The sequence below is a fragment of the Vreelandella sp. H-I2 genome, assembly GCF_052959335.1.
This window is the reverse complement of the sequence record NZ_JBRAMC010000008.1, coordinates 163,965-178,017: the sequence shown is the minus strand read 5'-3', so window position 1 is coordinate 178,017 and position 14,053 is coordinate 163,965. Positions and strand designations below refer to the sequence as shown.

Annotated in this window: 11 protein-coding genes; all 11 read left to right on the top strand. The window is 42.9% G+C overall.

The genetic code is table 11. The annotated features are described in order from the left end of the window. The first annotated feature begins 14 nt into the window (after positions 1-14). Positions 15-1,073, top strand: a complete 1,059-nt coding sequence (locus ACUVOF_RS19030; RefSeq protein ID WP_447045833.1) for a glycosyltransferase — start codon at positions 15-17, stop codon at positions 1,071-1,073. Positions 1,074-1,207: 134 nt separating this feature from the next. Continuing rightward, positions 1,208-2,470 carry a glycosyltransferase family 61 protein gene (locus tag ACUVOF_RS19025; protein ID WP_447045832.1) on the top strand — a complete coding sequence of 421 codons (1,263 nt, stop codon included), beginning with the start codon at positions 1,208-1,210 and terminating at the stop codon, positions 2,468-2,470. Between the two features lie 19 nt (positions 2,471-2,489). Then, a complete protein-coding gene (locus ACUVOF_RS19020) occupies positions 2,490-4,463 on the top strand; it encodes a glycosyltransferase family 2 protein (protein WP_447045831.1) in 1,974 nt (657 codons plus the stop codon). Positions 4,464-4,651: 188 nt separating this feature from the next. Then, a complete protein-coding gene (locus tag ACUVOF_RS19015; protein ID WP_447045830.1) occupies positions 4,652-5,848 on the top strand; it encodes a glycosyltransferase in 1,197 nt (398 codons plus the stop codon). A 99-nt stretch (positions 5,849-5,947) separates the two neighbouring features. Beyond that, positions 5,948-7,027, top strand: a complete 1,080-nt coding sequence (rfbB, locus tag ACUVOF_RS19010) for a dTDP-glucose 4,6-dehydratase (RefSeq protein WP_447045829.1) — start codon at positions 5,948-5,950, stop codon at positions 7,025-7,027. Continuing rightward, the gene (rfbA, locus tag ACUVOF_RS19005) at positions 7,024-7,890 is read left to right on the top strand and encodes a glucose-1-phosphate thymidylyltransferase RfbA (RefSeq protein ID WP_447045828.1); all 867 of its coding nucleotides are present in this window, start codon (positions 7,024-7,026) and stop codon (positions 7,888-7,890) included. The genes rfbB and rfbA overlap by 4 nt, the downstream gene beginning before the upstream one ends. Next, positions 7,887-8,966, top strand: coding sequence for a DegT/DnrJ/EryC1/StrS family aminotransferase (locus ACUVOF_RS19000; RefSeq protein WP_447045827.1), 1,080 nt, complete (start codon positions 7,887-7,889; stop codon positions 8,964-8,966). The genes rfbA and ACUVOF_RS19000 overlap by 4 nt, the downstream gene beginning before the upstream one ends. Then, entirely contained in the window at positions 8,963-10,147 is a 1,185-nt protein-coding gene (locus ACUVOF_RS18995) for an ATP-grasp domain-containing protein (protein ID WP_447045826.1), read from the top strand. The genes ACUVOF_RS19000 and ACUVOF_RS18995 overlap by 4 nt, the downstream gene beginning before the upstream one ends. Positions 10,148-10,216: 69 nt before the next feature. Beyond that, positions 10,217-11,215 (top strand): NAD-dependent epimerase/dehydratase family protein, encoded by a 999-nt coding sequence (locus ACUVOF_RS18990; RefSeq protein WP_447045825.1) that lies wholly within the window; start codon positions 10,217-10,219, stop codon positions 11,213-11,215. An 8-nt stretch (positions 11,216-11,223) separates the two neighbouring features. After that, positions 11,224-12,696 (top strand): lipopolysaccharide biosynthesis protein, encoded by a 1,473-nt coding sequence (locus ACUVOF_RS18985; RefSeq protein ID WP_447045824.1) that lies wholly within the window; start codon positions 11,224-11,226, stop codon positions 12,694-12,696. Continuing rightward, positions 12,689-13,717, top strand: coding sequence for a glycosyltransferase (locus tag ACUVOF_RS18980; RefSeq protein WP_447045823.1), 1,029 nt, complete (start codon positions 12,689-12,691; stop codon positions 13,715-13,717). The genes ACUVOF_RS18985 and ACUVOF_RS18980 overlap by 8 nt, the downstream gene beginning before the upstream one ends. The last annotated feature ends 336 nt before the right edge of the window (positions 13,718-14,053 follow it).

The following is a 14,053-nucleotide window of genomic DNA, read 5'->3' as shown; positions in this document are numbered from 1 at the left end:
TAGAGATTCCAGTCATGGAAAACCCCGCAGTTAGCGTCCTCATGCCCGTCTACAACGGCTTACCGTACCTGACGGAAGCACTTGATTCTCTTCTCAATCAGACCTTCCAAGACTTCGAGATTATCGCCGTTAACGATGGGAGTACCGATGGAAGTGCGGAGGTGCTGGCTTCCTATGCCAGTCGAGACGAGCGCGTCGTCATCGTGACGAATGAGGAGAACATAGGGCTTCCCAGGTCGCTGAATAAGGGGCTTGAGAAGTGCCGGGCGGCTCTGGTGGCTCGTGCTGACGCCGACGATCGCTACAGGAAAGATAGATTAGAGAAGCAGGTTGCGTTTCTCGATGCGCATCCTGAGGTCGGAGTGCTATCGTGCTGGGTTCAAAAAATTAAAGCCGACGGAGAGTTCTTTTCTCTTGTTCGGTTTCCTACAGAGGATGGAGAGATCCGGGTACGCGAGTTATTCGTGAACAGTTTCTCTCACCCGGGCGTGATGTTCCGCAGGGATTTAGTGCGAGGAGTAGGAGGCTACGACCCCGAGTACTGGACCTCCGAGGACGCCGATCTGTGGTCGAGGATTCGTCCGTTGATGAAATCGGCGAACCTGGCAGAGCCGCTTATCTTCTACCGGAAGCATGAGGGGTCGATGATGCGCACCCGGGGTTCGGAAGGAGAGAAGCTAAGCCTTTCAGTACGCCAGCGGTTATTGAGCGAGTACCTCGACCGTCCACTGAGTATCGACGAGGCGAGAGGTGCAGTCATGACATTTAGAGCGAGCCAAGGCGTTACCGCTGACGACGTCAAAGTCGGTATGGACGTGATTAAGAATGTGCACGGCGAGATTCGAGAACGTGAGGAACCCTCAACACTTCGCTATTTCGAAACTGAAGCTATCTCTTCTTTTATGCGCTTAGCGAAGGTTTTTAAAGGCTCCGCCCCAGCGCTTAGTTACGCATTAGTGACTAGCGCTTTTTCGATGCACCCAAGGCAAGCATTGGCAGCCGTAGCCAGCCATACCGCGGCTCTTGTCAATCTATTAGGTAGAACACGATTTAAAAGGACCATTCGCCATTAGTGAAAACCTTTCAACCACGACTTTACCTACTGAGAGGAGGTAAGAATATAAAACCACGGATTTGCTGGTGAATACTTGCATGATAGGAAATAAAAAGGCTCATATAAAAAAGGTCATATAAAAAGGGAACATTTATGAAGATTAGTTATGAGAAGGAAAATGAATTAATTCCAGTTAAAACGAAAAAGCTGAAAGTAATACCTATAAAAACGAAATTATTAGTAAGGGCGGGCGCTCTTTTTGGTAAAGCAGTTTCATTCGGATTGCTTCCAAATTGGTTTGCATATCGTGGGATGCAGAAAGAAACGATAAAGAATTATTTTAATAGAAATAAAAATAACAAAAGCGCTGGTAGCTACCAGATAGTTAATGAAGAAGAAAAGGCCTACAACCCGCTGCCTTGTAATATAAATTCAAGGAACGAATTGCCGGCAGATAAAGGGTGGTGGGGCTACTCTTTTTATGACGTACCCAATCGATCCAGCGGTGAAACCTGTATTGCTACGTTACCCAATTGTCTGGTGACTTGGTTTAATCATACTGAGAAAGGCAACGATTACTATCCCGCCATTATAAATGGTGATCGACGCGCCTTGAAAATGCGAGAAGTTGCCTATCGGCCACAGCATGCAAAAGTACTAAGAAAATCTCCAAAGCCTTTGCAGCTTGACAGTGCAATATGGATTACTGAGCGAGTCTACCATAATCACTCGCATTGGTTGACAGCGCATTTGCCAAAATTACTATGGCTACGTAACCATAATCTTCTCGATAAGGTAATTTTACCACCGAAACGCACTGCGACTATGAATGACTCGCTTAGCATGCTGGGTTTAGTTCCCGATGACTTTTTGACTTATGATGAAAATCGACCGTTATTCGTAAAACAGCTCACCATTATGGATACCGATAGGTTTCGTCCTGAACTTTTAAGATTAGTTCCTGCCGCTTACGGTGTGTATGAAGCAGAAGCTCCTTATAGGCGAATATTTATTAGTCGTGCTAAAGCATCTAGACGAAAATTAATTAATGAAGAAGAAGTTTGGTCCTTGTTAGAGCCGCATGACTTCCAGCGGGTTTTTATGGAAGATTTAACATTTCAGGAGCAGGTTAAATTAATGCAAGAAACATCTATCTTGATAGCACCGCACGGAGCTGGATTGACAAACATGATGTTTTGCCCGCAGGGGGCGAAAATAGTAGAGATAGCAGATCTAAGTTTTCCAAATCCTAATTTTTATGCCTTGGCATCGGCAATGCAGCATCAATACTGGATTATTAATGCCAACTCAGAAGGCGATGCTCATCCCTTGGAAAAAGATATGTTTGTCAATCCGGCTGCAATAAAAGAAATGCTGCCCTCTTGGATTCAAACAGGCAAGAGAGAGAAAGTTTAAATAAGCCGGTGTACATACAATGATGACTATTTCTATAATTATCCCTACCCATAATGCTGAAAAATATCTAGCGGCGACTGTGAACTCGTTGTTAAATCAAAGCATGCTTCCTACTGAAATTATTATTATTGATGATGATTCAGGCGATAAAAGTTTAGAAATAGCACGTCAATTAGCTGGCAATCATCCTGACATCATACGTGTGTATTCGAAAAGATTCAGGAGTGCTACTAAATCGCGTAATTTAGGCGCATCCGTTAGTAAGGGCGAAGCCTTGATGTTCATGGATGCTGATGACATCATTGAACAAAATACACTAGAAGCGTTATCCGGTGCGCTTACTGCTGAAGGTGCAGAGATCGCTGCTTGTCCTTGGCTACGGTTAGAATTAGCTGATGATGGCTGGGTAGCAAAACCTGCATCATGTGCTTCTCGTCGGCCAGACCAAGATGCGCTTAGTGCTTGGCTAACGGGGTGGTATCACCCACCTTGCTCAATACTCTGGTCCCGAGAGGCTTATGCAAAAACAGGGGGATGGGACGAAAAAGCTGCTTTAAATCAAGACGGCGATATAATGATGCGTGCGCTAACAAAAGGCATTAGTCTTGTAGAGACAAATAAAGGCACAGCGTATTATCGGCGTCTTCCTTCCGGTGAAGAATCTTTGAGCGGAAAAGGTAAAACGTTAGAAGGGCTAAAAGGGCGAATGTATGTTTTAGATAAAATTGCCCGCATCATAGAGGAGCGCGAAGACCAAAAACGGTATCAAGATTCGTTAAGCCGAGCATATCGAGCAATAGCTAACGATGCTAAAGCAATTGATAATAAGACATACTTCGAAGCTGAATCAAAACAAAAGTATTACAATCCCATAATTTTTAAAACAATTTTTGCTAAAGGCAGAAGATGGTGGGCGCGTTATTCAAAAGGTAAAATGGGAACAAAACCCACACCTGATAAATTTTCAGAAAAAGTCGATTGGCTCTATGATTCAGTGACTAAAGAAGAAGGACAACCTGCGTTAGCTAAAGTTAAAGAGGTTAAAAACCCTACGGTAAGCGTGATTATCCCTGTTTACAACCGAGCGCATCTGTTACATCGCGCTTTAGATAGTGTTGTTGCACAAACTTTCAAGGACATTGAGATCCTTGTCATAGATGATTTTTCTCTCGATGACCCTTATTCAGTAATTAAAAAATATAATGACTCTCGAATTAAATATATCAGGCAAAAAGAAAACCAAGGTGTCGCGGCTGCACGTAACCGTGGACTTCAAGACACTCAGTCTCCGTTTGTGGCGTTTCTTGATGACGATGACGAATGGTACCCAGATAAATTATTAAAACAAGTTGAATTGTTTCTACAGTCACCACCGGAGGTGGGGTTAATTTATACTGGTGTTGAAACGGTAATGGACGAAGGCCATACCGAGATTCAGATTCCTACTGAGCGAGGCAATGTTTACCGAAAGCTACTTGTTAAAAACTGTATTCATGGTGGATCGTCCGCAATGATACGGCGTAATCTAATTACTAATGTTGGTTTTTTTGATGAGAGCCTACTAGCGATTGAGGATTACGACTACTGGTTACGTATATCCCGTTACTATCATTTCGATTTTATCGAGGATCCCCTTGTCCGATATCACGATATGAGAGCTGGCACGTCCGATACTGATGCGCGACGATCGCGGAATATTCAGGCTAACCTTGAGGCACGAAATCAATTTTATCTTAAGCATCAAGCGCAGATGAGAAAAGAAGGTGTGGCTCACTTGTTTCTTGTTCAAAGCGCTAACCGCCACATGGCATCTCATTGGAACGACATAAAATCAGCACGCCGACTCGCGTTAAAAGCCTTTTTCCACGCACCAACGTCACGAAATACTATCGTGGCAATGGCCGTGACTTTTTTTCCTCGTCAATTGGTAAACAGGATTAGAAAGTTTATTTATGGGCGTAATAGTGTAGAAAATGAAAGCAGTGGTATATAAACACTTTTATATTGCTTAATGCTAATTTAACTAGTAAGTAGTTTGGTGTAAATTTTAACTTTTCTTTATATCATCATCTGCGCTTAATGTGTTAACAAGATGAATATATTTAGCATCAAAGCTACTTTTAACTACTCAAAACAAAAGTGATTAAAATGCGTGTATGCGTAATGTCTGGTATGTTCCCAATGACTTCTCAAACTTTTGTGATGCAGCACGTAACGGGTCTATTGGACAACGGTATCGATGTAAATGTCCTTGCGCTTCGGGGAATGGATGCTGCTTGGGAAAGTCTCGATTCTTACCAGGAGCCGCTAAAATCGCGAGTATGGTACTATCAGGCTCCCATAAATAAAATAAACCGCATAAAAGGAATTCTGAACCAGACAGTGCGTCACCTGACACATGGAAAGTCCAATTATCTGAAAAGCTGGAATATTTTTCATTTCGGTAAAAGTGTTATAAATTTAAACCTGCCTTACATTTATAATACCGCCCTGGGTATTCAACCTGTCGATATTCTACATTGCCACTTTGGGCATAATGGCGTATTTGGCGCTTATTTAAAGAAATTAGGATTTGCAAAAAAACTGGTAGTGACTTTTCATGGCCATGATGTTTCTTCCGCTTTGCAAGCCAGTACCTCTAAAAATATTTATAAACCTGTTTTTGAAGAGGCGGATCTGATTTTACCTGTGAGTGAGTATTGGAAAGATAAATTACTTGATATGGGGGCTCCCGAATCACGTGTGTTTGTGCATCGTGTTGGTATTGATGTTAATCGCTTTAGCTATAGAGAACGTGTTGCGAGTTCGAGCCCATTGAGAATAATTACAACGGCACGTTTTGTGGAAAAAAAAGGGATTTCCTACGCACTTCAGGCCGTAGCTAAGGTGAAAAATGATCATCCTGAAATTGCTTTTTATTACGACATCATAGGAGAAGGTCCCTTATCGGAAGAAATTGAGGATTTAGTCATCTCGCTTGAAATTACTGACTGTGTAACACTTCATGGCGGACTGCCCCATGGAGAAGTGCAAAAACTACTGTCTGATGCTGATGTCTTTATTTTACCTAGTGTTAAAGCTAAAAATGGCGACCAAGAAGGCATTCCTGTCTCACTAATGGAAGCGATGGCATCTGGAATGCCTGTATTGTCCACTTTACATAGCGGTATTCCCGAATTAGTTGAAAATGATGTCTCAGGATATCTCGTTCCCGAAAAAGATGTTAACGCACTAGCCGAAAAAATTGTCTGTCTCGCCGAACAGCCAGAATCATGGACGAAGCTAGGGGAAGCAGGTCGATCAAAAGTCGAGCAGGATTATAATAAAGATCATCAAAACACTCGTCTTATTGACATGTACCATAAGCTTATTGGTTAAGAAATAGTTTTAAAAGGCTTCACCTACTACTTAGCAGGGCGTTAGATTACACCGCTATAGCCTTAAAATATCTATTGTTAGTATTACACAAGGACTATTATGAAACTGCTGATTACCGGTGGCGCTGGGTTTATTGGCTCTGCCGTTATTCGTTATCTAATTGAACATACGTCGCATCATGTGGTTAATCTGGATAAGCTGACCTATGCAGGAAACTTGGATTCATTAGTCAAGGCGGCACAAGATCCACGCTACCTTTTTGAGCAAGTCGATATCTGTGATCAAGCCGAGTTAGAGCGAGTATTTAGCGAACACCAGCCCGACGCGGTTATGCATTTGGCCGCTGAGAGCCATGTGGATAGGTCAATCGATGGGCCTGTGGCGTTTATACAAACCAATATTGTTGGTACCAGCACGCTTCTGGAAGTTGCCCGTACTTACTGGCAGGCATTGAACGCCGAACGTAAAGCAGCCTTTCGCTTTCATCACATTAGTACCGATGAAGTATATGGCGATCTAGAAGGCCCAGAGGGCTTATTTACCGAGCAGACACCCTACGCGCCCAGCTCACCTTATTCGGCGAGTAAGGCAAGTTCGGATCATCTAGTGCGTGCCTGGCACCGCACCTATGGTTTGCCCGTAGTGCTTACTAACTGCTCCAATAATTATGGTCCTTATCATTTTCCTGAGAAGTTGATCCCGCTCGTCATTCTCAACGCCTTGGAAGGCAAAGCCCTTCCTGTATATGGAAAAGGTGAGCAAATCAGGGATTGGCTATTTGTAGAAGATCATGCCCGAGCCCTTTACACCGTGGTAAGCGAAGGAGAAATCGGAGAGACCTACAATATTGGCGGGCACAACGAAAAACAGAATATTGACGTTGTGCACACCATCTGTGACCTCTTGCAGGAGTTGGTGCCACCTACGGAGGGTGTTGGTATTACCCACTACCGAGAGCTTATTACCTTTGTAACGGACCGCCCAGGCCACGACCTACGTTATGCCATTGATGCCAGCAAAATCGAAAAGACATTGGGCTGGCGGCCGCAGGAAACCTTTGAGTCTGGAATTCGTAAAACGGTGAAGTGGTATCTCGACAATCGGGAATGGTGCCAGCGTGTACAAGATGGCTCGTACCAGCGTCAACGACTAGGCATGGCATCGGAGGCGACTGCATGAAAGGCATTATTCTGGCCGGTGGGTCCGGCACACGGCTTTACCCGATTACCATGGGCGTATCCAAGCAGCTGCTCCCCATTTATGACAAGCCGATGATCTATTACCCCCTCTCGGTATTAATGCTCGCGGGGATCCAGGAAATACTGATTATCTCGACCCCAGGTGATCTAAGCAGCTTTGAGCGCCTGTTAGGTGATGGCAGCAAGTTCGGTATTCAACTTAGCTACGCCGCCCAACCAAGCCCCGATGGTCTGGCACAGGCCTTTATTATTGGTGAGTCATTCATCGGAGATGACAGCGTTTGTTTGGTCTTGGGCGACAATATCTTTTACGGTCAAGGGTTCTCACCCAAGCTGAAAGAAGCTGCCGCGCTAACCAGGGGCGCTACTGTGTTCGGCTACCAGGTAAAAGACCCCGAACGTTTCGGCGTGGTTCAGTTTGATCGCAACAAACGAGCTATCTCAATTGAAGAGAAGCCCGAACAGCCAAAGTCGCATTATGCAGTTACAGGCCTCTACTTCTATGACAACGATGTCATCAATATCGCCAAACAAGTGAAGCCTTCTCACCGCGGCGAGCTCGAAATTACCAGTATTAATCAGGCCTACTTAGAACGGGGTGATCTGAACGTCCAGCAATTAGGGCGGGGGTTTGCCTGGCTTGATACAGGGACTCATGAAAGCTTGCTGGAAGCGGCCCAATTTGTAGAAACTATTGAGCGCCGGCAAGGCTACAAGATCGCTTGTTTGGAGGAGATTGCTTGGCGTAACGGCTGGTTAAGCACCGATGATGTAAAAGCGGCAGGCGACCGGTTAGCCAAAAACGGCTATGGGCAATACCTGTTGGATATTATTAAACCATGATCCCCGTGACTAAACCCTATCTACCCAGTCGAGAAAAGCTGAACCATTACTTGGATGGTATTTATGAGCGGGAATGGCTGACTAATAACGGGCCTCTGCTACAGGAACTCACTCAGCGCCTTGAAGCTTATCTAGGGGTTAAAAACCTACTATTAGTCAGTAACGGAACACTGGCACTACAGATTGCTTATCGAGTGTTGGGCATTAGTGGGCAGTCCACTTATGCTGAAGCTATTACGACGCCCTTTACATTTGCGGCTACCGCCAGTTCGTTGAAATGGGAAGGCGTCGCGCCGATTTTTACCGACATTCATGCGGATAGCTGGTGCCATGACCCCGCTGGTATTGAAGCCGCTATTAACGAGAATACTCGCGGTATTGTGCCTGTTCATGTATTTGGGAACGCGTGTGAGGTAGAGCAAATTGATGCGCTGGCACAGCGGCACAATCTCAAGGTGGTCTACGATGCTGCCCACGCGTTTAATGTCACCTACCGTGATAAGAGCCTGCTTTGCTACGGGGACGCCGCTACGCTCAGCTTCCACGCCACTAAGCTTTTCCATAGCGTGGAAGGCGGTGCCATTGTCTTCAAGCGCCAGGAAGATCTAGAGCGGGCTAAACAAATGATTAATTTTGGCATTACCGGTGCGGATACTATTGGCGAAGTAGGTATTAATGCCAAGATGAATGAATTGCAGGCAGCCATGGGGCTATGTGTGCTGGATGAGATTGAACAGAACCTCGCCGGTAGGCAAGCCGTGTGGGAAAGCTACGCAGACTCGCTGAATGGCAAAGCCAAGTTTCAACAGCGTCAGCCACATGTAAGCAACAATTATGCTTACTTTCCAGTCCTGTTAAATAGCGAGGCTGAAGTCAAGGCGCTTATTGAACGGTTAAACGAGCGAAAGATTTATCCACGCCGTTATTTTTATCCTTCACTCGATACACAGCCACAGTTTGGCGATCAATACTGCCCAGTATCGCGGAATATTGCCCAACGAATTGCCTGTTTACCTCTGTATCAGCGCATGACAAAAAATGATATTGCGAGCGTTGTAGGGGGGTGGAGTAAATGAAACAGCCAAAAAAACTGCTGGTGTTAGGTGGCTCGCCGTTCCAAGTCCCGTTGATCGAAAAAGCCAAAGAGATGGGGCTCTACGTAATAACGTGTGATTACCTACCCGAAAATCCTGGGCATGCATTAGCCGACGAATACCATAATGCGAGTACTACCGATAAAGAGGCGATACTAGCCTTAGCGCATAAGCTAGAGATAGATGCAATTACCACGTTTTGCTCTGATCCTGCAGTCCCTACCGTTGGCTATGTCGCTGGCCAGCTAGGCCTGCCCGGGCCGAGCTTAGCGTCGGTAGAGCAGTTAACCGAGAAAGATAAGTTTCGTAACCTGATGCAAAAGGTAAGGTTAAATGTACCCGCTTGCTTTACGGTCAAGGCAGGAGAATTGCCCAAGGGAATAGATCCGACACAGCGTTATATCGTCAAGCCTGTCGACTCCTCGGGCAGCAAAGGGATCACCCAAAGTACTGGCGAGGCTGAACCCCTTACACAAGCGATCAATTATGCGCTGCAATTTTCACGCGCCGGGCGTTGTATTATTGAAGGCTTTATCGACGGTAAGCAAGTGCACGGCGATGCCTTCGTCAAAGATGGCAAGCTGATCTACCATTACCTGGGCGATCATTACTTCTTTACTGATACCAACAGCTTCATACCTATTTCTACGCGCTGGCCGGCAAGCATTTCCGACAGTGCAATGCAGTCCGTAGTAACGCAAACGGAAAAGCTGGTACAAGCTGCGGGCTATTTGGATGGGCCAATTAATATCGAGGCTCGGATAGGTAGTGATGATAAAGCCTATATTATTGAAATCGGGCCGCGTAATGGCGGTAATTTCGTACCTATTATTCAGCAGCGCCTCTCAGGATTTGATTTTACGAAAGCAGTGATCGATATAGCGCTAGGTCTTAATTACACTGAGTCTATCAAAGACAAGTATATGGCAGGAGCACACTATATTTTGCATTCAGCAAGAGACGGGATTCTAAAATCTATAGGGGTGCCAGAGGAGTTAAAAAAGCATTTATTTTATGCGCAATATTTTAAGAAAGAAGGTGATTTAATAGCAAAGTATCAAGGTTCCGGTCAGTCTTTAGGTGTTTGTCTTTTTAATTTTAATAGCAGTAAGCTGAGAGATGACTTGATGAATGAATATTTACCTATAGTAGAGATCAGATAAAAATATAATTGAATGGATTAAGGAAAGTGATTAGTTTTTTTATTAGTATTGATCCAGGGGCATGTTTAAATGAATAAAGGTAAAGTGGTTGTTTTCGGTAGTACGGGTACTGTTGGCGCTTATACTTCATCGCTTCTATCAAAGAAAGGCTATGAAGTAATAGCAGTGGGAAGAAGAAGCGATGATGGGGGGTATTTTGATTCTATTGGGGCTAAATATATATCAATTGATATAACTGATAAAGCATGCTTTGAGCGACTTCCTAAAGCCGATGTTGCGGCTGTCTTACACTTTGCCGGGGTAATGCCTTCTAAAATGTTAGGGTATCATCCACAGAAATATATTGATTCTATAATTAAAGGAACAATGAATGTTTTAGATTATTGCCGAGAATCAGGCTCTGAGAAAATAATTTTTACACAGACGAGAGCAGACAGTCATTCGCACATGGGAACGGATAAGCCTCTTAATGATGATATAGTTAAAGGCTACCCAAAAACAGGGGATCATTCAATATATACAATATGTAAAAATGCTGCTGTGGATATTATCGAACACTACCATGAGGAGTATGGGTTAAAAAGATTTATATTTAGATTGCCCACTATATATGCCTACCATCCCGATTTTTATTTCTATGTCAATGGCCAGAAAAAGAAAAAGGCTTATTGGCAGATGATTCATAGTGCACAGGAAGGTAAGACACTTGAAATCTGGGGTGATCCAAGTAAGAAGAAAGAGATTTTTTATGTAAAAGATATGGCAAAAGCCGCGCTACTAGCTATTGAATCGAGAAAAGACGGAGGGATATATAATGTAGGGAGGGGGAAAGGGGTAACAATTGAAGAGCAAGTTATGGGTATTGCTGATGTCTTCTCGCCTTCAGCAGCGGGCACTGAGGTAGTATATCGTCCTGACATGCCAGACGGACGTCAGTTTGTACATTCAATTAAAAAGATTAGTGATGAACTTGGTTTTAGCCCTGACTACGATTATCTCGGTATGCTTCAAGATATGAAGAAAGAAATGTATGAAAAGCCATTTAAGTTGTTATGGGGTGAGGGGTAATTGTTAAAATGCTGAAAATGAAGACAGTTCATGGCGTATTATGGAGCTTTATAGAACAGCTATTACGCCGAGGCGTCTCTTTTTTGGTGACCCTACTATTAGCGCGCTTTTTGGTTCCCGAAGACTTTGGCCTATTGGCAATGATGGCAGTATTTATTGCGATCACTAATTCCTTAATGGACTCAGGAATAAAGCAAGCGTTGATACGCAAAAAGGATGCATCTCAAGTTGCTTTTAATACCGCATTCTATACTAATCTAGTTTTCGGCATATTTGCCTACGCGTTACTTTTTGGAGTCGCACCGTGGGTAGCTGAATTCTACGAGGAACCCCACCTCACACTACTTATTCGTGTTCTAGGGGTAGTCGTTTTAATTAATTCTTTTCAATTGATACAGAGCGCTATATTAAGTAAAGAGCTGAACTTTAAAACTCAGCTAAAAGCTTCGGTTCCTGCTAGCGTACTGTCAGGAATTTTGGCAATTATTTTAGCCCAACAGGGTGCGGGTGTTTGGGCTTTAATTGCCCAAATGGTAGTCAGTTCTTTATTGTTAAGCATTATATTATGGTATGTACAGCGGTGGAGACCAACACTAAGCTATGACTTTTCAATCTTTAAAGAAATGTATCTGTTCGGCTACAAGCTATTCTTGGCAAATCTTTTAAATATTATTGTTAAAAATTTATATATTATAGTAATTGCAAAGGTGTTTTCAGCAGGAGCTGCTGGGCTTTATTTTTTTGCAAACAGAATAAAAGAGCTAGTTGTTGAACAACTTGTCACCGCTGTGCAAAAGGTTACATATCCAGCACTCTCAACAATGCAAGATGACGATGTAAGGCTCAAAGCTGCTTATCGAAAAGTATTAAAATTAACTACATTTATTCTTTTTCCAACATTGCTGATGATTGCAGTACTAGCTGAGCCAATATTTCTTGTACTATTTTCAGAGCGCTGGTTGCCTGCGGTTATTTATCTTCAGTTAATGTGCATAGCCGCCTTGTTATACCCCTTACACTCAATCAATTTGAATATATTAAAAGTCAAAGGCCGTACGGATGTGTATTTAGGAATTTCTGTATTTAAAAAAATTGTTATTTGTGCCGTTTTGTTTGTTACGTACCGTTATGGGATTGTTGCCATACTATGTGGACAAATAGCACAATCAATTTTTTCTTATATACCTAATGGCTACTACTCATCACAACTAATAAAGTATCGTATGAAAGAGCAGGTTTTAGATATTTTACCGGGATTGCTATTATCACTTGCAGTATGTTTGGTAGTTTACTCACTATCCCAATTGTTAACATTAGAACCTGTCTGGAAGCTGTTGATGTTGGGGAGTACGGGATCTCTTACATATATTTTGTTTGCTAAATTATTAAATTTTGAGGCTTATAATATGGCGGAAGAACTATTTTTACAGAAATTTAGTACGACAAAAGTTTACAAGAGGTTTATGCGTCGCTATGGATGAGTTACCAACGGAAGAGTCGATTGTTTCTAAGTGGGATGGCGATCTCAACCATCCGAAAGTAAGTATTTGTTGTGCGGCATATAATCATCAGACCTATATTAGCGATGCGTTGACAGGATTTCTATCGCAACAATTTGATTTTCCTTTTGAAATACTCATTCATGATGACGCCTCTACGGATGAAACAGCTGATATTATTCGTCAATATCATGCTCGTTATCCCAATATCATAAAGCCAATATATCAAGTTGAAAATCAGTACTCAAAAGGCAATAAACCTAGCCGTCTTAATCATCAGCGGGCAAAAGGCGAGTATCTTGCTATTTGTGAAGGGGACGATTATTGGATTGATCCTAATAAACTGTCTCAACAATTTCAAGCACTTGAGAAAAACCAAGATATAGATTTATGTTTTCATAGCGCCTACTTGCTAGACATGACTAATGGGGAAAAACAGGCTATAGGAAAATATCGTGAAGGTGATGGTGTCGTTCCTATAGAAACGATTATCCAAAAAAAATATGGGCAACTACCCACGGCCTCTACATTTGTGCGAAGAGAAGTGATGAGTGAAATTCGTAAGTTTCGAGAGGCTCGGCCCTATCTGACTGTGGGAGATATTTACCTTCACTTCTTTGGCGCAAAACGAGGAGGAGCATTTTATATTGATAAACCGATGTCAGTCTACCGAGCCTTTGTTCCTGGTTCCTGGACCCAGAATAATCTTACCGATTACAAGAAACGTCTGAAAAATATCAGTGCACGAGTGAACTCCTATATTGAGCTGGATAAGCTTACTGACAATAAATATCATACATCTTTTGCTAGCGCGAATCGTCAATGGGTTTTGCGAGTATTAAAGGATAACCGTATTCCTTACAAACCGAAATTAAATTTCTATCGCCAGTATGCTCATTGCTTAACAATTAAGGAAAAATTAACTTTTTTCCCTATTGTAACAATACCGGGTGCACTTTCGTTAACCAAAGTGGTTTTTAGGAAGGGAGTTTCGCTGTTTTAATATATTTTGAAAGCATTTTACATCGCCTAAGCGGCGTGTTTTGAGTTAGGCAGCGATTTTGTTTATAAAATATCGCTGTGAGATACGGCTCGGTAGTTTGAGACAGTTTCACTTTAAGTTACTCGCTATCTATCGAAGGGGTTTGTAAATCTGCAATATTAGACTTAATGGTGCTGGTTTATAAATATTGTCTCACCTAGTGCTTAAAGCTTTCATTTGTTTACTGGTTGGTTAACTGCATTTGTGTTGCTTTGTATATCAATAGTCAATATGAAACGAACCGTTTTTCGGAATAGATGGGATACGTTAGTCGCTTTTACAGGTAAGGTAATGTTA

Coding starts and splice junctions, on each gene's coding strand:
- ACUVOF_RS19030 (WP_447045833.1), top strand. CDS start 15: ATGGAAAACCCCGCAGTTAGCGTCCTCATGCCCGTCTACAACGGCTTA.
- ACUVOF_RS19025 (WP_447045832.1), top strand. CDS start 1,208: ATGAAGATTAGTTATGAGAAGGAAAATGAATTAATTCCAGTTAAAACG.
- ACUVOF_RS19020 (WP_447045831.1), top strand. CDS start 2,490: ATGATGACTATTTCTATAATTATCCCTACCCATAATGCTGAAAAATAT.
- ACUVOF_RS19015 (WP_447045830.1), top strand. CDS start 4,652: ATGACTTCTCAAACTTTTGTGATGCAGCACGTAACGGGTCTATTGGAC.
- rfbB (WP_447045829.1), top strand. CDS start 5,948: ATGAAACTGCTGATTACCGGTGGCGCTGGGTTTATTGGCTCTGCCGTT.
- rfbA (WP_447045828.1), top strand. CDS start 7,024: ATGAAAGGCATTATTCTGGCCGGTGGGTCCGGCACACGGCTTTACCCG.
- ACUVOF_RS19000 (WP_447045827.1), top strand. CDS start 7,887: ATGATCCCCGTGACTAAACCCTATCTACCCAGTCGAGAAAAGCTGAAC.
- ACUVOF_RS18995 (WP_447045826.1), top strand. CDS start 8,963: ATGAAACAGCCAAAAAAACTGCTGGTGTTAGGTGGCTCGCCGTTCCAA.
- ACUVOF_RS18990 (WP_447045825.1), top strand. CDS start 10,217: ATGAATAAAGGTAAAGTGGTTGTTTTCGGTAGTACGGGTACTGTTGGC.
- ACUVOF_RS18985 (WP_447045824.1), top strand. CDS start 11,224: ATGCTGAAAATGAAGACAGTTCATGGCGTATTATGGAGCTTTATAGAA.
- ACUVOF_RS18980 (WP_447045823.1), top strand. CDS start 12,689: ATGGATGAGTTACCAACGGAAGAGTCGATTGTTTCTAAGTGGGATGGC.